Origin of the sequence: Aminobacter sp. SR38 (assembly GCF_014843375.1) — a bacterium.
Lineage (GTDB): Bacteria > Pseudomonadota > Alphaproteobacteria > Rhizobiales > Rhizobiaceae > Aminobacter > Aminobacter ciceronei.
On sequence record NZ_CP062119.1, the window covers coordinates 26,161 to 47,922 of the forward strand.

A 21,762-nucleotide genomic window follows, 5' to 3' on the forward strand; every position below is an offset into this window, starting at 1 on the left:
TCGAGGATGGAGCTGGCCCCTCTCGGCTGGGTATAGTTGGAGGCCGCAGGACAAGCTACATGGCAGTTGCAGACAACGATTCCATCCCCGTCATCGACGTTCGGGCCATCCCGCGCCCCGAGCGTCATCCCCGGATTTTTGGAAAGATTGAATCCTTGGCCGAAGGCGGCTCTTTCGTGCTCATGAACGATCATGACCCACGTCCGCTGCACTATCAGCTGGAGGTGAGATATCCCGGACTTTTTGACTGGGAATATCTGGAGCAAGGCCCTGAGACCTGGCGAGTCCAAATCGGACGACGCGCTCAGTCAGGCTGCGGATGCTGCTGCGGCGACGACTGACAGTTTGCGGTGCGGACGCGCAATTGGCCCCGCACCGCTCCGCTGGTTACTGAACCGAGCCGAGTTCTTCCAAGCTACGGGCATTGGGACAAAACTCAGCATAGGTCGTCTCGAACGACGAGTCCTTCAGGCGGTCACTGCAGCGCCGCCGCTCCGGACAGAGCATGCAAGTCCGGCGCATGTCCTGGTTCCATTCCGGGTGCCGGGCCTCGAACTTGTCGTAATCCACACCCACTGACCTGAACGCTTCCGGCAGCAGGATGCGAGACGCGAAGGCAAACCGCATTGCGGTGGCGAAATCGGGGGAAGTCATGCCGATGTCGCCGAGCACTCGGCTGCGGTCGCGTGCATCGAGTCTCGCGACTTCGCGGAGTGCTCTCTGACGCTCCCGCCAATCCTGATAAGCGACGAGTGCCGAACTCCAGATCGTATATGCCTTAAGAACGGGAACAGTCATGGGAGCCTTCTCCTCCTAGGATCAAATCGATTGGCCGTTGCTAGCGCGTCGCGAACGTCATTTCGTTGCGCTGGAACAAAGACTCATGATCCCCGATCCCCGCCAGTCTGTGGTGCAGCAGGCAAGGAGCCATCGCCTATCTGGTCCAATGCCACACCTCTCGCAGCCACCAACGCGCCACCCGGAAACGCAACCTGTTGCAGCGCCGCCCCGTCGTTCGGGGCCGAAAATCCGCCAGTGAAGTTTGCATCATCTCGCCTCGTATTGTCCGTCAGATGACTGGGCCTGCAGCACCTGGGCATGTCAGGTCTTCGGCACATAGGGGAGGCCGGGCCTAAGTTCTTTGTCGCTGCGCAAGGAAGCGCATGTCGAATCCTGCTGAAGTCGCTGCCACCAAACGGAGTGCGGCTATGAACTCGACTTTCGACGTCAGGAATCTGCCAGCTGCAAAGAAGCGGGCCGCGATGCTGTCAATTTTCGACGGTCTCAATCCCGGCGAGGCATGTGAGGTCGTTTGTGACTTCGATCCTGCCAGGCTGGCGCGTCAGTTCGATGCATTCTTTGACAAAGAGCATAGCTGGATCTGTCTACAGGAGGGGCCGCCTTTCTGGCGCATCGAGATCGGCAAGCGGGCAGCCGAGCCGCAACCCGGTTGACGCGGCCGTCGTACGGCAAGCAGCCGTTCCGCTCCTTTTTCGCTGTCGCGGCGCTGGACGCAATTTTTGGAGCCGCGATTTGGACCCCGGCATTGTCATGGGCACAGCCTTGGCTTACGGGCCCGTCGGCCGGCGACTGGCACCGCCAAGTTCTGCTGTACGGCACGTTTCCTGCCATGCTCGCGGGCTTCCTCTTGACTGCCCTTCCGCGTTGGACAGGGCAGGCAGGGCCGCGGAAGGCGGTGTCGAAACTCCTTCTGGCGCTGTGGGTCGCCGCGCGCGGATCGTATGTCTTGGGCCCGCACGGCAGCGGGCCAGCTATCGCTGCAGTTTTCCTGTTCGCGCTCACCCTGACGACGGCCGGGTATGTTATCTCCTCGAGGGACCGTCGGAACTACAAGATAGTCCTGCTGCTATTCGGCTTCTCTGCCAGTGCCGCTATGACTGCGGCATCATATCAAGTTGGTCTTACGTCTCGTTTGTCGCTCGCGGCGATGACAGGTCTTCTGATGGTCGTGGGCGGTCGGGTCATCCCTGCCTTAACCGCCGCGTATCTTTGCAATTCCGGTGCTCAGCCAGTCTCCGCTCCCGTGGCCGTTGTGGAGAAGGCATCGGCGGCAGCTGCGACGTTGGCGCTCATTTTCTGGATCGCAATGCCCGACGGGCAAGTCACCGCCGTCGCCTGCGCGGTAGGTGCCTTGCTCCAGCTGGCGCGGGCGACGCAATGGCGAGGCTGGCAGATTCGTCTGCCCGCAGCGGTCGCGGCGCTTCATGTCGGATACTGTTGGATCGGACTGGGCTTCGCCCTGCTGGCTCTGCACATATTGGTGCCGTCGCATGTCAGCACAGCGGCCCCTGTGCATGCCTGGACCGTAGGGGCGTTCGGAACGATGTCGCTGGCCATCATGGGGAGCATGATCCGGAAGCACAGCGGACTCGCTTTTGCCCGGTCAATTCGCGCCACGGCAGCCTATGCCGCAATGACGTGCGCTGCGGTCGTTCGCGTTGGAGGTGAACTTCTCCCCAGCAACACTTCAATGTGGTTGGGGTGGTCAGGCGGGCTTTGGCTGGTTGCGTTTCTGCTGTTTATCGCAGCGTTTCATCAGCCATTGCTCGTCTGCGGATGCCAACCGGACCGCTAGACGCTGCCTCGTCAAGTTCCCGTGGAACTCTTGGGGGGCTTGACCGTGAACCAGTTCGGCATCGGTTGCCGCGAGCGTCCCATTCGAACGCCTGCTTCGATCGCATCGTCGAGATCCAGGGCATAGTAGGCTGTTTCTTCGCCTCCCCCGGAATAGTTGAGGCGGATTCGTCCATCCCGCTTGCTCATCAGAATCCCCCTGCCGCGAAGGTGTTCCTGGGCCTCGCGATAGTTCATGATTGCCCCCTAAGTATTGCCTGTCCCCACAAAGCGCACCAATGATCAAGCGGCGACGGTGCCTTGAGCATTGCTGACAGCGGAAAGATCGAGAATTGTCCTAAGAACGTCCCTGTTGTGAACTAGATCGGCAAGAGAGTAGCTGTCGAAGACAGAAAGATAGGCTCCAATCGCCGCGCTAACGACGTTTCGCAACCTGCACTCGGGTGTCAGCACGCAGCCTTCGCCGTCCGCCATGCACGCGACCACAGGGAATCCGTCTCCCATGGCGCGAACCACAGTGCCTACATTGATGTCGGCGGGCGCGAGCGCCAGACGAACGCCGCCGGATCGGCCGCGCGCGGTCGACACCAGCCCCAATCGTCGGAGGTTCAGGGTCACTTTAAGCAAGTGGTTTCGCGATATGCCGTAGCTTTCAGCGATGTCGTTTACCGTGCTGGTCCGGTCGGCATGAACGGCTAGGTAGATCAGCATCCGCAGCGCGTAGTCGGTATGAAGTGTCATGCGCATGGTGTGGTCGCTCTTTCGTCCGCTGCTCCATCTGGAGTTGGCAGGAAGTCCCGTAGGCCTGCCTTCCGGCAGCAGTATGGTCGCACCTCACCGCGCCGCAGACGCGCCTCCGCAGCTACGGTTGTTCCGCGACGGGCTGGACTTGGTCGAGGGCGGTTGAGTGCATCCTAATGCAGTGCCTTCTAAAGCTCTCATAACGGTATTGCGAATACCACTTTTATGGCTAGTCTGGTGCGATGACAAGAATGGGCCGTGTGGGAGCACGCAGTCGTGATCGGCAGTTACGTTCCAGACACAAAGACGATCTAAAGAACTTCGGAGAGGTACCGAGGATGTCGGACACGCTCGACATCTAGGGAGAGGTTTCATGGCTCACAACACACCCGATGAAGCGTTAGTGCCCGATTTGCGGCGCAAGCGACGCAACGAGCTTTTCGCCTTCCTTGTTCTGGCCTTTGGGATATGGCCCGTTGTGGCTGTCGGAGTGGTTGGCGGCTACGGATTTCTCGTCTGGATGCTTCAGATTATCTATGGTCCACCCGGTCCGCACGGCGGCTGAGGCGCGCACATGAGCACCGCTGAGATAACCAGACGTTCATTCCTCGTCGCACGCACGTCCTTGCCGCCCGAATTTCTGGCACGTCCGCCAGGGGCAGTGGACCTTCATTCGTGCACGGGGTGCAACGCCTGCGTCGAGGCCTGTCCTGCCGCGATCGTGTCGCTCCAGAAAGGCTTGCCGTATCTGGATTTCGCCGGCGGCGAATGCACCTTCTGCGGCAAGTGTGCCGCCGCCTGTCCCGAACCTGTGTTCACCAGCGAAATACCGCGCCGACTTCTTTCTGCCGTCTCCATCGGCCCGTCGTGTTTCGCCCAAAATGGCATCGCGTGCCAGTCGTGCCGGGACGCGTGCCCAGAAGAAGCCATCCGATTCCGGCCGCGCGTTGGTGGCCCGTTTCTTCCTGAACTGGATGCAGCTGTCTGCAGCGGATGTGGGGGATGCATCAGCGTCTGCCCGGCGGGCGCGATCACCGTCGCGGAACGCAGCAAGGAAGTAGAACATGCCTGACAACGTCCGCACTCGCCATATCTCGAGCGCCGTGGTCTCCGCACTGCCCCACAAGGCGGACAGCGTTGCTCTCCAGCTCGCGTCAATGGAAGGGGTCGAGGTCAGGGCCAGGCACCAAGGAAAAATTGTCGTCGTGATCGAAGGCGACAATACCGGAGCAATGGGCGACTCCCTGACGCGGATGGCGTTGCTTGACGGGGTGGTCGCGGCGAACATGGTTTTTGAACACATTGAAGAAGCGGAGGTCACGGGACAATGACGACCGAACTGACACGGCGCGAGGTTCTGAAGGCCCATGCGGCTGGCATCGCGGCTGCCGCAGCCGGAATCTCCTTGCCGGCTGCCGCGCAGCCGGTCCCCGGCGGAGTAAGTGCTCTCGAAATCAAATGGTCGAAAGCGCCATGCCGTTTCTGCGGCACCGGGTGCGGGGTCATGGTCGGGGTCAAGGAAGGCCAGGTCGTTGCCACGCATGGCGACATGCAGGCGGAGGTCAACCGTGGCCTGAACTGCGTGAAAGGATACTTCCTTTCCAAGATCATGTACGGGGCCGACAGGCTGACCACGCCGCTGCTTCGCAAGCGGAACGGGGTCTTCGACAAGGAGGGGGAATTCGAGCCAGTCTCCTGGGATGAAGCCTTCGACGTGATGGCCGAGAAGTGCAAGCAGGTGCTGAAGGAGAAGGGACCTACCGCGGTCGGGATGTTCGGATCCGGCCAGTGGACGATTTTCGAAGGATACGCAGCAACCAAGCTGATGCGGGCAGGGTTCCGCTCCAACAACCTCGACCCCAATGCGCGGCACTGCATGGCGTCCGCTGCCTACGGGTTCATGCGGACATTCGGCATGGACGAGCCGATGGGCTGCTACGACGACTTCGAGGCCGCCGACGCTTTCATACTGTGGGGTTCGAACATGGCGGAGATGCATCCGATCCTGTGGACGCGCCTTGCGGACCGCAGGCTTGGACATCCACATGTCAAAGTCGCGGTTCTGTCGACCTTCACACACCGCAGCATGGATCTGGCCGACATTCCGGTCATCTTCAAGCCGGGAACCGACCTGGCGATCCTGAACTACATCGCAAACCACATCATTACGACGGGCCGCGTCAACGAGGCTTTCGTACGCGACCATACGACCTTCATGAAGGGTGCCACGGACATCGGGTACGGACTCAGGCCCGAGCACCCGCTGGAGGTCGCGGCAACGGGCGCGGCCGACACGGGCAAGATGGATCCCATCGGCTTCGACGAGTTCAAAGCCTTCGTGGCGGAGTACACGCTGGAAAAGACTGTCGAACTCACCGGGGTTGAACCCGAGTTCCTGGAGGAGCTTGCCGAGCTGTACGCCGATCCGGCCCGCAAGGTCATGTCGCTGTGGACGATGGGGTTCAATCAGCACGTCCGCGGCGTGTGGGCCAACCAGATGGTCTACAACATCCACCTGTTGACGGGCAAAATCTCGGAGCCCGGCAACAGCCCGTTTTCGCTGACTGGCCAGCCGTCGGCGTGCGGAACCGCCCGCGAGGTCGGGACCTTCGCGCATCGCCTGCCCGCCGACATGGTGGTTACCAATCCCGAGCATCGGGCGCATGCCGAGGAAATATGGAAGCTGCCGCACGGCCTGCTGCCCGACAAACCCGGATACCACGCGGTGCAGCAGGACCGGATGCTCAAGGACGGCAAGCTCAATTTCTACTGGGTGCAGGTCAATAACAACGTCCAAGCCGGGCCGAACAACAGCCAGGAGACATATCCCGGCTACCGCAATCCAGACAACTTCATTGTCGTCTCCGATGTCTATCCGACCGTGACTGCGATGAGCGCCGATTTGATCCTGCCCGCTGCCATGTGGGTTGAAAAGGAAGGCGCTTACGGCAATGCCGAGCGCCGGACCCATGTCTGGCACCAATTGGTGCAGGCAAAGGGCGAAGCACGGTCCGATCTGTGGCAGCTTGTGGAGTTCTCGAAGCGTTTCACGACGGACGAGGTCTGGACTGCGGACATCCTCGACGCCAACCCGGAATATCGCGGCAAAACGCTGTTCGATGTCCTCTTCCGCAACGGCAATGTCGACAAGTTCCCGGCAGCGGAAATCAACCCCGAATACGAAAACGCCGAGGCCAAAGACTTCGGCTTCTACCTGCAGAAGGGCCTGTTTGAGGAATACGCCGCGTTCGGCAGGGGCCACGGCCATGACCTGGCGCCTTACGACCGCTACCACGAAGAGCGAGGCCTGCGCTGGCCCGTGGTGGACGGCAAGGAAACGAAGTGGCGGTACCGGGAGGGCTATGACCCTTATGTCAAGCCGGGCGAGGGGGTCCGGTTCTACGGCCGACCGGACGGCAAGGCGGTCATCCTGGCCGTGCCGTACGAGCCGCCGGCGGAATCGCCCGACGATGAATTCGACCTATGGCTGGTGACGGGCCGCGTGCTCGAGCACTGGCATTCGGGCTCGATGACCATGCGCGTGCCAGAGCTCTACAAGGCGTTCCCAGGGGCGCGGTGTTTCATGAACGCCGACGATGCGCGCAAGCGCGGTCTCAACCAGGGCGCCGAGATTCGCATCATCTCGCGCCGGGGGGAAATCCGGTCGCGGCTTGAAACGCGCGGCCGCAACCGCATGCCCAGCGGAGTGATCTTCGTGCCGTGGTTCGACGCCAGCCAGCTGATCAACAAGGTTACGCTCGACGCTACCGATCCCATCTCCAAACAGACGGATTTCAAGAAATGCGCGGTCAAGATCGTATCGGCCGCTTGATCAAGCGGCACAAGCTGGCGGCGGCTCTCGCTGCCATCGTTCTCCTCACAGGAACTGCGGCGATTGCCCAGATGGCCTCGGAGCTGACGGGCGCGACTCCGCCGATGGAGTCGCCGCCCGCCGATCCCCTACCCAAGTGGATCGTTGACGACATCCGGAAGATGCGAGCCTATCCTGACCAACCTCCGGTCATCCCGCATTCGATCGAAGGCTACCAGCTCTCGGTCAACACCAACCGCTGCCTGTCGTGCCACAAGCGCGAGTTCACCCAAGGGTCGGGCGCGCCAATGATCAGCGTCACCCATTACCTGACGCGCGAAGGCCAGATGATCGCCGACGTGTCGCCGAGGCGGTACTTCTGCACGGCGTGCCACGTGCCGCAGGCGGACGTGAAGCCACTGGTGGAAAACCTGTTCAAGGACATGAGCGAGATGGGCGTCGAACCCGCCGGGAGCGAGTGAACGATGCAATGGATCAAGAAACTCGTTGTCTGGGCGTGGGGCATTCTCACCACTCCCGCGGCGACGCTGGGGCTGGGCTTTCTGACCCTCGGGGGCTTCGTTGGCGGCGTCATTTTTTGGGGTGCCTTCAACACGGCGCTGGAGGTAACCAACACCGAGCAGTTCTGCACGTCGTGCCACGAGATGAAGAACAATGTGTACGAAGAGCTGACGCGGACGGTGCACTTCTCCAACCGTTCCGGCGTGCGCGCGTCCTGTCCAGACTGCCATGTGCCTCACAAATGGACCGACAAGATCGCGCGCAAGATGCAGGCCTCCAAAGAAGTCTGGGGCAAGATATTCGGGACCATCGACACCAGGCGCAAGTTCCTGGACATGCGCCTCGAGCTCGCCCAGCATGAGTGGGCGCGGCTGAAGGCCAACGACAGTCTTGAATGCCGCAACTGCCATTCTTCCGTGGCAATGGACCTGTCCAAGCAGACCACGCGCGCCGCCGAAATCCACACCCGTTATCTCCTATCGGGCGAAGCGACGTGCATCGACTGCCACAAAGGCATCGCTCATGAGCTTCCGAACATGGAAGGCATCGACCCGGGCTGGAAGGTGCCGCCCGAGCTGCAGGGCGAGAAACTGCCGCAGTCCACGGCGATCGATGAACTTGAGCGCTTGATGACGAGCTATCATCCGGCATCGCATAGCTTCGCGAAGTGACGGCCAGACCCTGGCGTAACGCGGTCGAAATTGTCGCACCCTATGGTTGCGGCGGCGATTGTTGCGCCAGAACAAAGAGCAGGACGGGAACCAGTCATATCGTTCTCCTTGTCGAAACGACATTCACAAGGAGATTGAAATGTTCACGCGACGCGAAGCCCTCATCGGAGCAGTCGTAGCGGCTGCCGCGGCGGCCGCGATACCTGCCTTTGCAGCCCAGGCACAGACCGCGGACATCGCGGCCCTTCCTCGCCAGAAGGTATCGCTCGTTGCACCGCCCTTCGTCCATGAACACGACCAGGTGGCAAAAGGCGGCCCGAAGGTGGTCGAATTCACGATGAAGATCGAAGAAAAGCCGATCGTGATCGATGACGAAGGCACCACGCTTAGGGGCATGACGTTCAACGGCTCTATCCCCGGACCCATGATGGTCGTGCACGAGGGCGACTACCTGGAACTCACTCTGGTCAATCCGGAGACGAACGAAATGCCCCACAACATCGACTTCCACGCCGCCACGGGCGCGCTTGGCGGCGGGGCGCTTACGCACGTCAATCCCGGCGAGCAGGTGACGCTGCGGTTCAAGGCCACGCGCACCGGGACGTTCGTCTACCACTGCGCGCCGGAAGGCATGATCCCGTGGCACGTGGTTTCGGGCATGAGCGGGACCGTGATGGTCCTGCCGCGTGAAGGACTGAAGAACGAAAAGGACGAGCCCGTTCGCTACGACAAGATCTACTACGTCGGAGAGAACGAGTTCTACATTCCGCGGGACGAGAACGGCAAATACAAGAAGTATGAATCCCTCGGCGAAAGCTATGACGACACGCTCAAGGTCATGCGCGGCCTGATCCCGACCCACGTGGTCTTCAACGGGAAGGTTGGATCCCTCACGGGAAAGAACGCCATGACGGCGAAGGTCGGCGAAACCGTCATGATCGTCCATTCGCAGGCCAATCGCGATACCCGGCCGCACTTGATCGGCGGGCATGGGGACTATGTCTGGGAAGAAGGCAAGTTTGCCAACCCGCCGGCGAAGGACCTTGAGACCTGGTTCATCCGTGGCGGATCTGCAGGCGCAGCGCTGTATACTTTCCTTCAGCCTGGCGTCTACGCATACGTGAACCACAATCTGATCGAAGCTGTCGAACTGGGTGCGACTGCTCACTTCACTGTCGAAGGCGAGTGGAACGACGACCTGATGAAACAGGTCGACGCGCCTAGACCGATCCCGATGAACTGACAGCAGGACCTGAACAATGGAAGCGAGCGCGACCCGTCGGATTGCCCCCGGCGGGTCGCGTTTCGTTGAAGGCCACCACCATGCCAGTCAATACGCTAAGCTTAGTCGGCAGCACTGCTGCCGTCATGACGGTCGGAGCCGTTGCCCTGCTGAATTGGACTGAGGCTTCGGAAAACAGACACACCCGCCCTCCGGCAGCGATCACCGTCGCGGCCGCGCCTGGATCCTTTTCGCACGCTGAGCCTGGCGAATTTCTGATGAATGAGCGCCCTGTTCCAGCACCGCGAAGACGGGTTGCCATCAGCCAGCCTCTTGAGATCATGAAGTATCAGGTGAGCCTGGAGGACTACGCGCGCTGTGTTAGCTTCGGAGCCTGCAAGGCCGCCGATGCGGAAGGAAGCGGCAACGTTCCGGTCACTGGCGTGAGCTATCTCGACGCGGAGGCATACGCCCGCTGGTATTCCGAGGCGACTGGAGAGACATGGCGGCTGCCAACCGACGAGGAATGGGCGCATGCCGCCAGCGAACGGTTCAGGAGCGACATGGAGCCGCTGGAAGAAGACCCCCAGAATCCAGCCCGCGCTTGGCTGTCTAGCTACAAGCGAGAGGTCGACTTGGCGCGAAAGGCCGATCCAGCCCCGAGGAGCCGCGGTTCTTTTGGCATGAACTCCAAGGGCGTGGCGGACATCGCGGGCAACGTCTGGGAATGGACGTCGACATGTTATGCGCGCGTTACCATGGCCGATGACGGCAAGACTGCCGAAACCTCAGTCGAAAACTGCGGCGTTCACGTCGTCGAAGGGTTCCATCGAACCTACATGTCGAACTTCATCCGAGATGGAAAGAGCGGTGGATGTGCTGTTGGCTTGCCGCCCGACAATCTGGGCTTCCGGCTTGTTCGGGAACGGCCTGCTGCCATCCCCATTGCCGCTTTCCTGGAGCAGATCCGTAGGCTAGGGCGCGAAATAGTCGGCTCCTGACTTCCCATACCAAACAAGTGATCCAGCGCGCGTGGGATGGTTCATTGACAATGCCGCCACTGAGTTTTTCTATACTCCGGCGGGATTTGGGGTTTTTGGCGTTGGGGGCGTGCTGTGCGTATTTCCACGATTGGCAAGGTGCTTGCCGTGAGCCTGTGTTCGTTGGTCTCTCAGCCTGCGAGCACCCAGACGTTGGGCGATGTCATTGACGCGTTCGCCCGGGAAGTCCAGCGCACTGACAGGAGAAAAGCCCAGAGAGTGAACGAGCAGCAGATCCGCTGGCTCGTCATATCCAGCCGACCCGAAGCATCCGAAGCGGTCAGGATCGCACAGTCGTTTTCGATGTTGCTGGGTCCGACCATGGTTGCGCAAAGCCAGAACGGCAGTTTTGCTGTCGTTGCCGGATTTCTGGATACAGCCAAAGCCAAGGAAAACGCTGAAGCGCTGAAGAGCATCAGGCTTATTCCGCAGGACGCGTTCCTGACGGCAGCAGAGCGGTTTCGGGGCGTAGTGTGGGAGTCAGGCCATGGCGGCGGGACAGTTCAAATCGTCCACAATCCGACCCTGCGCCAGACGGTCTCCAGATTGCAGGCGGCGCTCAGCCAACTCGGGCTGTATGCCGGGGAGGTCGATGGAGCGGTAGGGCCGGCCACAAGTGCGGCCTTCATGGCCTACAGCGCAAAGTTTGGGCCCCTCTCGGGCACGCTTGACGAGTTCGTGCTCGCCTCAATGGAGCAGACAGCCGCCGACGGGTTCAAGTCAGAGTCCGAACGTGTCGTTGCCAGGCAGAAGGGCTTCACGGACGCGGCAACATTTGCCGCTGCACGATCTGGTGGGTTTGAGGACTATCCTGAATACGCGAGCGCCAACAGCGCGGGTTTCAGGAGCAGAGTTGAGTATCAAGCCTTCAGGCAATCCGGCTTCTACAGCAAGGACCAGTTCGAGACGGCCACGAGGGCAGGTTTCTCGACCAAAACTGCTTTCGACACGCATCAATCCAAGCTGATGGAGGTTTCCAAGAAGCAGGCGAGCGAGTTGCTGGCTGACGCCGAGGCGTTCCTCCGCCTCAACCCACCGTCGAGCGGCATTGTCGAACTGGCTACCAAGGCTTCGGCCCTCAGGGAAGCGTCAAATGGCAGAGACTTGCCCGCGATCGAGGCCAAGTCTCACGACCTGACTCAATCGCTTTCTAAACTGCAAGGATTCCAGGCCTTCGCGACTGCCCGTGCTGCGGAGCGTCAGGCCAGCGAACAAGCAGCTACCGCCAAGATCGTTTCGGACCTCGAAGCGAGAAGAACCGCAATCCAGCAATGGATGGCTCAGAACCTGATGCACAAGGCCAGCGCGGACCTCGCAGACGAACTGATCGCCGTGGAGGCTGCACTGCATGCGGGGGACCCACGGTCGCTCGAAACATCGCGGGACAATCTGGTCGCCTTGCTCGAGCGCTGGGCGATAAAGCCCGAGATCGACAGGTACGTTCAGTACGGCGGCCAATCGCCGGCGGCAGGTGCGAAGTCGGAGTACGTCGTCAGCAGGACTCCAACCAACGAGTTCCTGCTCGACGGCGACGGCGATGCCATGGTCGCCCTCTACAACGCGTCACCGACCGCTCCTTCGATCATCAAGAACCTCGTCGGCAGCTTCGTGTTTGAAACTGGCGAGGCAACTGTCTGCGCCTACCCGCCCATAGCCGAACCGTTGGTGAGGCGCTCAATTCAGAGCGAACTCGCGGCGTACGAGGTCAAGACTGTCCGTTTCAATGAAAGCGGCTGCGCCGCCGAGGCCGTCCTGAAGCAGGACGTTCTGCTCTTGAAGAGGCGGGATTTCCTGAAGGGCGAGCCGTCTTTCGTGCTCGCAGTCATGGAGCGGTTGAAAAGCGGCGAAATCCGGCGGTTCGACGGCGTGTCGGATGCGCGCCTCAGATCGCGGCAGAAGGCCGAACAGGATCTCCGGGTAACAATCGCACGAGAGGTGGATAGCGCGGCGCGGAATGGCTTCGGGGCCTTTCTGATGGAGCAGGCGACGCAAAAAATCTGCGTTGTCGTCGACGGAGATACCGCGGTCCATGAGCCAATTCTCGCCCAGGTGACCGAATTCATTGCCAGCGAAGGCAGGGTACGGCCAAGCGTGATAGCGGCGAGTGCGGAGGGCAGTTACCGGGCGCTTCAGCGACAAGAATGCAGCGGCCTCTACGCCAGCCAGCCCGATCTCAAGAAACTGTCGGCTGCCCTTGTTCAGGATGGCCGCAAGCTGGAGTTCCTGCCGCTCTGGTTTGAAGCAAATGCTCTTTCCGTAGCGCGCAAGGAGCATGAGCAGGGAGTAAAACGGCAGCAGGAGGAGCTTGAATCTCGCCGACTTGCGGCCGAAGAGGAGCGGCGGCTGGCCGAAGAGCAGGACATGCGGCGCAAGGCCGACAGCGCGGTCCGCGAGCGCGAACTTCAGGCCAAGTACGGCGCCGAGGCGAGGGCGCTTCAAACAGCGGTCTCGGAAGGCCTTCGCCTTACGGTGCTGGGCACGGCACCGACCATCAAGGGCAATGCAGGACACGCATTCGCCGAGGCAAGCAGGGGCCTTTATCCGAAGTTCCATGGATGGAATTCAGAACTGGCCTCCGACTTCTGGAAGCCGACGGAGGTCAAGACGGAAATCGTCGATTACGGCATCGCCAACTGGAAAGGCCGCGGCCTCGAAGCAATTGCGGTGGAAGCCAGGGTCGACCTGGTGAGTTCGGAACGCGGGGAACATCGGCAGGCTTGTTTTGTTTTTGGCGTCCTGGCCGACGAGGAGTTCGACGTCTATCGTGACGGGGTCGAATTCGAATGCGCCGGATCGGCTGCCGGGCTTACCTCGTGGACAATGGGTCATCAGCTTGAAAGCCGCTGGAGAGTAAGCGCGGAATAGTCCGTCCGCAAAGTTCTGCGGCGCCTGTTGGACGCGTGCTACCAGATCCAAAAGAGAAGGGCCAAGCCTGTATTGGCGACGCTTATGGCTGCCGCAACAGAGACAAGGGCGGCCAGCCGTCGGCAGCGGTCGAGGGTGTAAATTGCCGTCACCCGCTATGCATCCACGTGCGGAAGGGTGGCCTGATTGCAACGAGCGCGAAAGAGGTATCAGTCTCGAGTCTGCGTCGCTTTCCTTGCCAAATGGCAACAACAATGTATATGTATGCCAAATGGAGGCCAGCTATGCAATTGCAGCCCATTGTCGTCACCCCTGCCAACACCGCAAATCCCGCCATCTCCGATGACGAGGCCGATGCGCTGGCGCGCACCACCGTGAACCTATTCAAAGCGTGGAGCCTGACTGACGCGGACGCATGCAGTCTGCTCGGCGGCATGTCCGCTCGTACATGGGCACGCTGGAAGGATGGCGCGCACGGGAGGATCGACCGCGACCTCCGGACGAGGATGGCCCACCTGATGGGCATCCATAAGGGCCTGCGCTACCTCTTCAAGGAGCCGGCCCGCGGATATGCCTGGATCAGGAAACCAAATTCGGCGTTTGGGGACCAGTCAGCGCTGCAGCTGATGCTGCGAGGCGAGATCTCGGACCTCGCGGCGCTCCGCGATTGGCTCGACGCGGAGCGCGGAGCATGGTGAGCGGACTGGCGGTGCGCCGCCGGGTCCAATGGCCGCAAACCTACCGCATTATCCGATCCATCCACCCTCCGATCGACCTTTTCGAAGACATCGCCGATCCCAAGGACTGGGAGGCGCTGGTGTCCGTCGAGGCAAAGACCAATCCGCGCGTCAGGCTCGAAGTCGGCGACCTCGGCAAGGTTCCGGCTGATCGGCGTGTCGCAGGCGCCGGCGCAAGCTACGTCATGGCTCCTTTCGTTCACTGTTCGCCGCTCCGGCCCGGGAGGTTCACGGACGGGACCTACGGCATCTACTACGCCGGCAACAGGGAGGAGGTGGCGCTCGCTGAGACCATCCATCATCACGAGAGATTCATGGCTGCCACCAGTGAGGATGCCGGCTGGACCTCGGACTTCAGGGTCCTCATTGGGAGTGTGGATCGCGACCTCGACGACGTGAACGCCGTTCCCGCAGTCCTGGACCCTGACGACTATTTTTCTTCCCAGGCTGAAGGGCGAGGACTCAGGGCGGCTGGTAGCGATGGCATAACCTGGAACAGCGTTCGGATGCCTGGAGGGAGCTGTGTAGGAGCCTTCTGGCCGGATGTCGTGAGTATCCCGAAGCAGGGAAGGCACTACTGCTACCATTGGAGCGGCGCGCGCGTGGACTTCGTCCGCCAGTATGACACGGGCATCGTGCTTGCGGTTTCCTGAGGTCTGGTGTGCACCATCACCGCACGTTTCATGAATCCACGGCCTGGATCGCTAGGGTAGGGTCAACGGCGCTTGGTTACGAACCGACGAGTGGAAGCCTAGAGAGCGGTGTGGTTCCTTGGAGTTACCGCGTCCGCGAGCATGGACGTTAACGGCTGCCATCGGGCTTCATGATGCTGATAAGGCCTTCAGCATGTAGCCGCCGCAAATGAGCCACTGTGTCCGCGAAGCGCCGTTGAAGTTGCTCCTCGCTATGGACGACCAGCACACCGCACGTTGGGCAAGGGAACGTCAGGTTCTGCCTGAACCACCGCCCGGATTTCTGGATGTCGTGGCCATTACTGCAGGCCATGGTGTGGTGCATTGCATCAACGTCTTCCACTGGCTGTGGCTGCTTAGGTCTTTTGGTTGGCATCAAATTGCCCTTTATCACCATTCGCGGGATTCCGTGAATCGCCTCGAGTGCCGATGGTGGGGAAATCGGCGAGGCGTTCGCGCAATATCCTCACTTCTCCGACGTTCTTTCGCATGTCGATGGATGCGCTCGGCAATGTAGGCGATGCCTTTCAGGAACGTCGCCTCGCCTCCGGGGCCACGCGTCGCGACATCAGTCAATCTTGGCCTACGATGTCAGAATGACCCGGAGCGAAGGCGGTAAGCTTCAGCCGAAGCCGTACCTGCTAGGTCAGTTTGGGTTGCAACAAAGCTTTCCCGAAGAGCGCGGCAAATCCCAGGAACGCAGCCGACCATGCCGCTCCTGCCATCTCGATCAGATGGAGTTCCGGGAGAAAGACAGCCGCAATACGCAAACCTGCAGCCGCGATGATGGCGAAAAACAGGAACGCTGCTCCGTGCCCGGCCTTCAGTGGCCGCCCAGTGTGTCCCAGCGTGGCCCGTACCATGACGGAAAGTGTCATGGCGCCGATCGCTCCGCCGCCAAGGGCGTGCATGCCCGCTGCAATAGGCAGGCTCTGGGGAAACACGATGGAAGCCGCCACCAAAGCGAATCCCAAGGGAATGAAGCCATAGGCGAAGTGGAGGACCAGAACGAGTGGATCTTTGATGGTTCGGTCACCAGCCCATCGCGTCAGGCGCACCGACTGCAAAGCGGCCGCAATGCCTAGCGCGACTGCCGTACCGACGCTGATCGGAAAGAAGCACCACGCTGCGAGCGCAAGCGCGCCACCTCCAAGGGAGACCACGTCGAAACGATTGAAAGGCACGGGAAGGCGTCCTGGATTCTGCCGGACAAGCCAGTTGCGCGTGAAGCTCGGTATGATCCTGCCGCCTATGATCATGACGAGCAGCACGGCGGCGCTCATGCCAAGCCTTCGGCTCATGTCGGAAAGTCCGAAATAGTGAGCTTCAAGGTGGAAGCACACGTTTGCTGCCAGAAGCATAGCAAGCGGCAGCAGCACTTTCAGATTGCGCCAGTTTCGGCCCGCAACGATTTCAATGGTGGCCGCCAGAGCCACTGCGCCTAGGAACGCCGCGTCAACCGTCGCCGCCAGTTGCCAGCCGAAGACAGACGAAAAGAACACCGCGAAACGACCTGCAATCCAGATCAATACAAGGCCCAGGAGGGGATAGCCCTGAACGGGCAGACGGCCTGTCCAATTCGGGATGGCGGTGAGCAAAAAGCCAGTGACGATGGCTGCCAGATAGCCGAACAGCATCTCATGCACATGCCAATCCAGTGGCGCCAGAAGGCTGTAGGTCTCGAGGTGGCCAGCATAAAGCGGGAGCCAGAACAGAATCGAGAGTCCCGCGTACAACGACCCGAGCAGAAAGAATGGCCTGAACCCGTACGACAGTATTGCTGGTCCTTTGTAGGACCGTAGTCTTGGAATTCCCATTCTTGCGACTTTCAAAAAAGAACCGGGCGGTCAAGAAATGTCCGCCCGGTCGGCCTCAGCGAGGGCATTCGAGGCCAGGAGGAGAGCGTGAACTACTTGGCGGCTATCGCCTGGCCGAAGAGTTCGGCAAACGCTGCCTTGGCTTTCCCGGTCTGCTTGACGGCCTTGGCGGCCTCGGCGTTGACTGGCTGGCCGACAACCACGAGGGCGACCATGCCCATCCCGTAGTGGGGAGTGCACTTGACCCCGTAGACGCCTTCCTTGTCGAGGGTCACCGTGATCTCCTCGTTCATCTTGCCTTTGAAATCGGCGGCGCCTTCGGGAATCATGCCCTTGATGGACTCGGCGTTGTGCGACTTGTCGGTCGGAACGAACTTGACGGTGTCGCCGGGCGCTGCCTGGACGAAGTTCGGCTGAAAGACCATTGCGCCCTTTTCGCCCTTGTTGAGCATTTGGACCACGTGTTCTGCGGCATTGGCGCCGCCGGCGAACACGAGGAGCGAAACGGCAGTGGTGAGGTGGAGGAGGAATTTCATCATATGCCTTTCTAGCGATTTATGGCTGCGTCAGCAGTTGCCTCTCACTACTCCCATTGCCGTCGAGGGAATTTGCGATTGCGCAAATTCGGCAAGAAAACTCGGACGTGGCGCGAGCTCGGGAAGGGCTAACCTGTCCGAAGACGGCTTGAAGTTCGATGTTTGTGGGAGGTTTGGCTGCCTCGGAGGGGAATTCGCGAAAGGGATTCGCTGAGGGTGGTTTGCGCGGCACAATCCGTCTTTCTCCCAGAGCGTAACAAGCTAGACTTCCGCAAAGCGATTGACACAGATCAATCTATTTTTTCTTCTTGGGGTACACAGTGCAGTAGGCACGTTAGCCACGAAACCAGAGCAGTGGAGGTAGTTTTGTACACGAACATTCTCATAACCACGGATGGCTCGGACCTTGCACAGAAAGGTGTCGACCACGGCCTGACGTTAGCGAAGAGCCTTGGCAGCAAAGCGACAGTGATAACGGTGGCAGAGCCCTACCCACTACACAGCCCCGCTACGATCGGATCATGGACTGAAGCACAGCAACATCATGCTGATGCCGCCTTGAATTTGGCAAAAGAAGCGGCCGCAAAGATGGGCGTGACCATCGAAGTAGTGCTGGCGTCACATGCATCGCCTGCGGAAGCGATCGTCAAAACGGCACAAGATCGAGGATGCAACCTCATCGTCATGGCGTCGCACGGACGACGCGGTGTGAGCAGGCTTTTGCTCGGAAGCCAGACCGCGGAAGTTGTCCACCTCTCCAAGATTCCGGTGCTTGTCGTACGGTAGAGCCGTGCTACCCAAGCGTGCCCGTACCGCGCCGACGCCAAGCGTCAGCGCGGTCTGCCATTGCACGGAGCGCCGAACGATAGCAAGCGCCTCTCTGAGGAGACGCGTCCAACCAAATGCTATTCATTTGTCGCCAAGTTCCGACATCCGGCGCGGGCAACAATCAGCCGTCGCAGTTGGGATTCATCTATCCCGCTGGCCGGGAGTTGGGCCGTTATGTCAGCAACGGCCGCAACGACAGAAATCACATTCGGTGGACAGATGAGGTCGAGATAACGGTCGACCGCATCGAGGGTCTCTTTCTCACATTTGTCCATTTTTGGTCCTGTCAGCGAATTGCGGTCAGGCAGTGAACCGCAGCAGCGGCGAACTTCTGGGCGCGATTGCGCTCCAATTCAGTCGGAAGCCGCTCTCCGAAGTCGAGATAGCAGTCCAGGAGCAGCTCGCAAAGTGCCGCCATCCCCAGCGGCCTGCCGCTTGGCGTGTTTTGCAGCAGGGGGGAACGGCCAAGCGGCGATCTCGCCAGGCTATCCGCGCGCATCCGCGCTTGGCGCGCCAGTTCCCGCAGCCGCGCCCCCTCGACGTCAGTTCCGCGGGCAGCCGCGACTTCAAGCTGTTCGGAAAGCCGAAGCTCCATCTCGTCCCATGCGAAATCCGTCCTTCTGGAAGCGGTCCGCTGCTTGTGAAACGCCAGCCTTCGCTCCCGGCGCAACGTGGCCACGTGCCCCAGTTCCTCCCTCGCCATCGTTTCCGCTGCCTCCCGCAACTCATTTGTCGGTGCCCGTGCGGCCATGTAGGTCCAGAAGACAAAGGCGCGTTCTTCGTTGCGCACCGCCATCGAGAACGCCCGGTAGCCGTTCAGCAGTTCGGGTGCGATGGTTCCCGCCCCCTCATCGTCGAAAACGTCGGATACCTGCCAGCTGATCTGTGATTGGTCTGGCTGCTTTCCGCTGACCTGATGAGACCAGTTCGTGACGTTGTCGACGTGTTGCCTTTCCTCCGTGGCCAGTCTGTCAAATACGCCGGCAAGATCAGGCCGGCCTTCCTTCCGCATCCTGGAAGACAGTTCCGAATAGCCCGAGGCGGCCTCCTGCTCCATCGCGTAGGCGAGGGCGAGCAGCTCGTCCATCGTATTGACGGACACATAGGGCTCCCATTTCAGGACCGACATAGACTTCCTCCCAGTGCGAATGTCGGAGCACCCTAGAACGGGATGCTGACCTTCAGTTTGCGCTGGATCAAAGACGCGCGGGCTTAAGCCGTCTTTATCGCTCCAGGGCCAGCGACCTGCATGCGGTTGCAGCCTCGTCGCGTGGGCAACCACCCGGCGGGCAAAAGACGCGCCTTGGCGATATCGCGAGGCCGAACCGGAACTCGATCGTGACAAGCGCATTTCTCTTCGAAGCCAAAAAAACGGCCTCCAGAATCTTACTGGCCGCCTTGGCATTTGTTTCAATCGCCTGCGTCCTTTTTGGACACTTGGCTGACGCTTCAGCCGCGAGTCGGGTCGCCGAATTCCTGCCCAAGGCGCAGCCCGGCGAGTTTTTCCAGGGCGCCGAACGATTTGGCGAACTTGCGGGAGAGCCGCCGCTCGCCCCCGTCTACCGGGGCAACGACATCCTGGGGTACGTCTACCTCAATTCGGATTTCACCAGCGCGGTCGGCTACTCCGGCAAACCGATCCACATCCTGGTCGGCATAGACAAGCAGGGCGTTGTCCGCGGGTTCAAGCTCGTTGACCACAAGGAACCCATCGTCCTCATCGGCATCCCCGAGAAAAAGGTGGTCGCCGCGCTGAACGCGCTCATAGGCAAGGACATGGGGCGCGTAGCGGCGGGCGCTGAACGCCCACCTCAAGTGGACATCGTCAGCGGCGCAACGGTTACCGTGCTCGTGATGGGCGACAGCATTGTGCGGTCCGCGGTTAAGCTGATCCGGAGCAACCGATTGGGGGAAACAGGACTGGCTTCCGCTCCCGCTCACGCCGCCACGACGAAGCTCGACCTGTCCAAAAGCGAAGTCCACGATTGGCAGACGCTTGTCGGGGACGGCTCAGTCCGAAAACTCCAGCTGTCGGTGGGCGAAGTTACCGACGCCTTCAAGCAGGCTGGTTTGGCGCAGGCGGCCGCAAGGCCTGAATCGAACACTCCAGGCGAGCGTTTCATCGAACTTTACGTCGCCCCGGTCAGCGTGCCGTCGATAGGCCTCAGCCTGCTCGGCCAGAGCGGGTTCGAGCGGATCCAGTCGATGCTAAAGCCCGGCCAGCAGGCGATCGTCGTTGCCGGGGACGGGCTCTATTCCTTCAAGGGATCCGGCTACGTGCGGGGAGGCATTTTTGACAGGATCGAGCTCCTCCAGGATGGACAAGGAGTGCGCTTCCGCGACCGCAATCACTCCCGCCTCGGCGATCTGGCCGCGGCCGGCGCGCCGCGGCTGCGAGAGATCGCATTGTTTGCCGTGCCGCCGGAGTTTTCGCTGGACCTGACCGAGCCTTGGGAACTGCAGTTGCTGGTGCAGCGCAGCTTTGGCGCACGCGAGAAGGCGACGTTGCCCTTCAACCTCGGCTACACGCTGCCGGACCAATACCTGACGCTGAACGAGCTGCCGGCATCGTCGCCGCTGGTTCAGCCGCAGCCTTCAACCGCCGCAGCGCCCGCGGCCGAGCCCGATGCCAGCGCCGGAACTTTTCAGGACGAAGAGCCGCTCTGGGTCAGGATGTGGAAGATGAACACGGTGTCTATCGGCATCACGGTGTTCGGGCTTCTAGTCCTTACCGCCATTTTCTTTTTCCAGGACTGGCTCGTCCGGCGGCCGAAGCTTTTTGGCTGGGTGCGTCGCGGCTTTCTGTTATTCACGCTCGTCTGGCTCGGCTGGTACGCCAATGCGCAGCTGTCCGTGGTCAATGTGCTGACTTTCACGAACTCGCTGATCACCGACTTCAATTGGGAGTTCTTTCTTTCCGCCCCCCTCGTTTTCGTCCTGTGGGCGTCGGTCGCGGCAGGCCTGCTGTTTTGGGGGCGGGGGCCGTTCTGCGGCTGGCTTTGTCCCTTCGGCGCCCTGCAGGAGCTAACCAACAATCTTGCCCAATGGCTGAAAGTGCCTCAAGTGAAGGTGCCTTTCGGGCTGCACGAGCGGCTCTGGCCTATCAAATACATCATCTTCCTCGGGCTGTTCGGGCTCTCTTTCTACTCCGTCGCGCTGGCAGAAATGTTCGCGGAGGTCGAACCGTTCAAGACCGCCATCATCCTCAAATTCGCGCGGGAATGGCCGTTCGTGATCTTTGCGCTCACGATCCTGTCGCTCGGTCTTTTTGTTGAGCGGTTCTACTGCCGTTACCTCTGCCCGCTGGGCGCAGCGCTCGCCATCCCTGGCCGGATCAGGATGTTCGAATGGCTCAAACGCTACCCGGATTGCGGCTCGCCGTGCCAGCGCTGTGCCAAGGAATGCCCGGTGCAGGCGATTCATCCGGAAGGCCAGATCAACGTCAACGAATGCATTTACTGCATGCATTGCCAGGAACTCTACCACGACGACCATCGCTGCCCGCACATGATCCAGGTGCGGCTGAAGCGCGAAAAGTTCCAGGCGCTTTCGTCGCCTTCCTTGCGCGGCGACAACGATCGCGGACCTGCAAAGCCTGTAATCACCCATCGCGGCGCTCCAATTCCCCCAGCGCCGGGGAAAGCCGAGCCGACGAAACAGCCATGAGCGAAAAAAGGAGGCTCAA

Annotated in this window: 22 protein-coding genes; 16 read left to right on the forward strand and 6 right to left on the reverse strand. The window is 60.7% G+C overall.

Annotated features, from left to right (window positions below; all coding sequences use genetic code 11):
- Positions 1-59: 59 nt before the first annotated feature.
- Entirely contained in the window at positions 60-341 is a 282-nt protein-coding gene (locus IG197_RS33450) for a DUF2249 domain-containing protein (protein WP_192321630.1), read from the forward strand.
- 46 nt (positions 342-387) lie between these two features.
- On the opposite strand, the gene IG197_RS33455 is transcribed toward IG197_RS33450, so the two are convergent.
- On the reverse strand, positions 388-798 hold the full coding sequence (locus IG197_RS33455) for a hypothetical protein (RefSeq protein ID WP_192321632.1): 411 nt from the start codon (positions 796-798) through the stop codon (positions 388-390).
- Positions 799-1,208: 410 nt separating this feature from the next.
- Between IG197_RS33455 and IG197_RS33460 the strand changes: the two genes are divergently transcribed.
- Both IG197_RS33460 and IG197_RS33465 read left to right on the forward strand, forming a co-directional pair.
- Entirely contained in the window at positions 1,209-1,454 is a 246-nt protein-coding gene (locus IG197_RS33460; protein WP_246765542.1) for a DUF2249 domain-containing protein, read from the forward strand.
- A complete protein-coding gene (locus tag IG197_RS33465; RefSeq protein WP_192321635.1) occupies positions 1,451-2,596 on the forward strand; it encodes an NnrS family protein in 1,146 nt (381 codons plus the stop codon). Before IG197_RS33460 ends, IG197_RS33465 begins: the two co-directional genes overlap by 4 nt.
- An 11-nt stretch (positions 2,597-2,607) precedes the next feature.
- On the opposite strand, the gene IG197_RS33470 is transcribed toward IG197_RS33465, so the two are convergent.
- Entirely contained in the window at positions 2,608-2,832 is a 225-nt protein-coding gene (locus IG197_RS33470) for a hypothetical protein (protein WP_192321637.1), read from the reverse strand.
- Positions 2,833-2,877: 45 nt separating this feature from the next.
- On the reverse strand, positions 2,878-3,342 hold the full coding sequence (locus tag IG197_RS33475) for an Rrf2 family transcriptional regulator (RefSeq protein ID WP_192321639.1): 465 nt from the start codon (positions 3,340-3,342) through the stop codon (positions 2,878-2,880).
- Between the two features lie 367 nt (positions 3,343-3,709).
- On the opposite strand from IG197_RS33475, the gene napE reads away from it, so the two are divergent.
- From napE to IG197_RS33530, 11 genes are all read left to right on the forward strand, one after another.
- Positions 3,710-3,901 carry a periplasmic nitrate reductase, NapE protein gene (gene napE / locus IG197_RS33480; RefSeq protein WP_192321641.1) on the forward strand — a complete coding sequence of 64 codons (192 nt, stop codon included), beginning with the start codon at positions 3,710-3,712 and terminating at the stop codon, positions 3,899-3,901.
- A gap of 9 nt (positions 3,902-3,910) precedes the next feature.
- Entirely contained in the window at positions 3,911-4,408 is a 498-nt protein-coding gene (locus IG197_RS33485) for a ferredoxin-type protein NapF (protein ID WP_192321643.1), read from the forward strand.
- Positions 4,401-4,667, forward strand: a complete 267-nt coding sequence (locus IG197_RS33490) for a chaperone NapD (protein ID WP_192321645.1) — start codon at positions 4,401-4,403, stop codon at positions 4,665-4,667. The genes IG197_RS33485 and IG197_RS33490 overlap by 8 nt, the downstream gene beginning before the upstream one ends.
- Entirely contained in the window at positions 4,664-7,168 is a 2,505-nt protein-coding gene (gene napA, locus IG197_RS33495; protein ID WP_192321647.1) for a periplasmic nitrate reductase subunit alpha, read from the forward strand. The genes IG197_RS33490 and napA overlap by 4 nt, the downstream gene beginning before the upstream one ends.
- Positions 7,138-7,629 (forward strand): nitrate reductase cytochrome c-type subunit, encoded by a 492-nt coding sequence (locus tag IG197_RS33500; RefSeq protein WP_192321649.1) that lies wholly within the window; start codon positions 7,138-7,140, stop codon positions 7,627-7,629. The genes napA and IG197_RS33500 overlap by 31 nt, the downstream gene beginning before the upstream one ends.
- 3 nt (positions 7,630-7,632) lie before the next feature.
- On the forward strand, positions 7,633-8,340 hold the full coding sequence (locus tag IG197_RS33505; protein WP_192321651.1) for a NapC/NirT family cytochrome c: 708 nt from the start codon (positions 7,633-7,635) through the stop codon (positions 8,338-8,340).
- 139 nt (positions 8,341-8,479) lie between these two features.
- Complete coding sequence (gene nirK / locus IG197_RS33510) at positions 8,480-9,583, forward strand: copper-containing nitrite reductase (RefSeq protein WP_192321842.1); 1,104 nt, start codon at positions 8,480-8,482, stop codon at positions 9,581-9,583.
- 65 nt (positions 9,584-9,648) lie between these two features.
- Positions 9,649-10,563, forward strand: coding sequence for an SUMF1/EgtB/PvdO family nonheme iron enzyme (locus IG197_RS33515; protein WP_371746622.1), 915 nt, complete (start codon positions 9,649-9,651; stop codon positions 10,561-10,563).
- A 114-nt stretch (positions 10,564-10,677) separates the two neighbouring features.
- Positions 10,678-13,467 carry a peptidoglycan-binding protein gene (locus tag IG197_RS33520; protein WP_192321653.1) on the forward strand — a complete coding sequence of 930 codons (2,790 nt, stop codon included), beginning with the start codon at positions 10,678-10,680 and terminating at the stop codon, positions 13,465-13,467.
- Positions 13,468-13,751: 284 nt separating this feature from the next.
- Entirely contained in the window at positions 13,752-14,165 is a 414-nt protein-coding gene (locus IG197_RS33525) for an antitoxin Xre/MbcA/ParS toxin-binding domain-containing protein (RefSeq protein WP_192321655.1), read from the forward strand.
- On the forward strand, positions 14,159-14,857 hold the full coding sequence (locus IG197_RS33530) for an RES family NAD+ phosphorylase (RefSeq protein WP_192321657.1): 699 nt from the start codon (positions 14,159-14,161) through the stop codon (positions 14,855-14,857). The genes IG197_RS33525 and IG197_RS33530 overlap by 7 nt, the downstream gene beginning before the upstream one ends.
- Positions 14,858-15,537: 680 nt before the next feature.
- Here the strand turns inward: IG197_RS33530 and IG197_RS33535 are convergent.
- Positions 15,538-16,713, reverse strand: coding sequence for an NnrS family protein (locus tag IG197_RS33535; RefSeq protein ID WP_192321658.1), 1,176 nt, complete (start codon positions 16,711-16,713; stop codon positions 15,538-15,540).
- 92 nt (positions 16,714-16,805) lie between these two features.
- A complete protein-coding gene (locus tag IG197_RS33540) occupies positions 16,806-17,249 on the reverse strand; it encodes a pseudoazurin (RefSeq protein WP_192321853.1) in 444 nt (147 codons plus the stop codon).
- A gap of 366 nt (positions 17,250-17,615) precedes the next feature.
- Here IG197_RS33540 and IG197_RS33545 point away from each other — a divergent pair, with 366 nt between their 5' ends.
- Positions 17,616-18,035 (forward strand): universal stress protein, encoded by a 420-nt coding sequence (locus tag IG197_RS33545; protein WP_192321660.1) that lies wholly within the window; start codon positions 17,616-17,618, stop codon positions 18,033-18,035.
- Between the two features lie 328 nt (positions 18,036-18,363).
- Here IG197_RS33545 and IG197_RS33550 read toward each other — a convergent pair whose 3' ends face one another.
- On the reverse strand, positions 18,364-19,206 hold the full coding sequence (locus IG197_RS33550) for a ferritin family protein (RefSeq protein WP_192321662.1): 843 nt from the start codon (positions 19,204-19,206) through the stop codon (positions 18,364-18,366).
- 209 nt (positions 19,207-19,415) lie between these two features.
- Here IG197_RS33550 and IG197_RS33555 point away from each other — a divergent pair, with 209 nt between their 5' ends.
- The gene (locus IG197_RS33555) at positions 19,416-21,743 is read left to right on the forward strand and encodes a 4Fe-4S binding protein (RefSeq protein WP_371746623.1); all 2,328 of its coding nucleotides are present in this window, start codon (positions 19,416-19,418) and stop codon (positions 21,741-21,743) included.
- Positions 21,744-21,762: the final 19 nt, after the last annotated feature.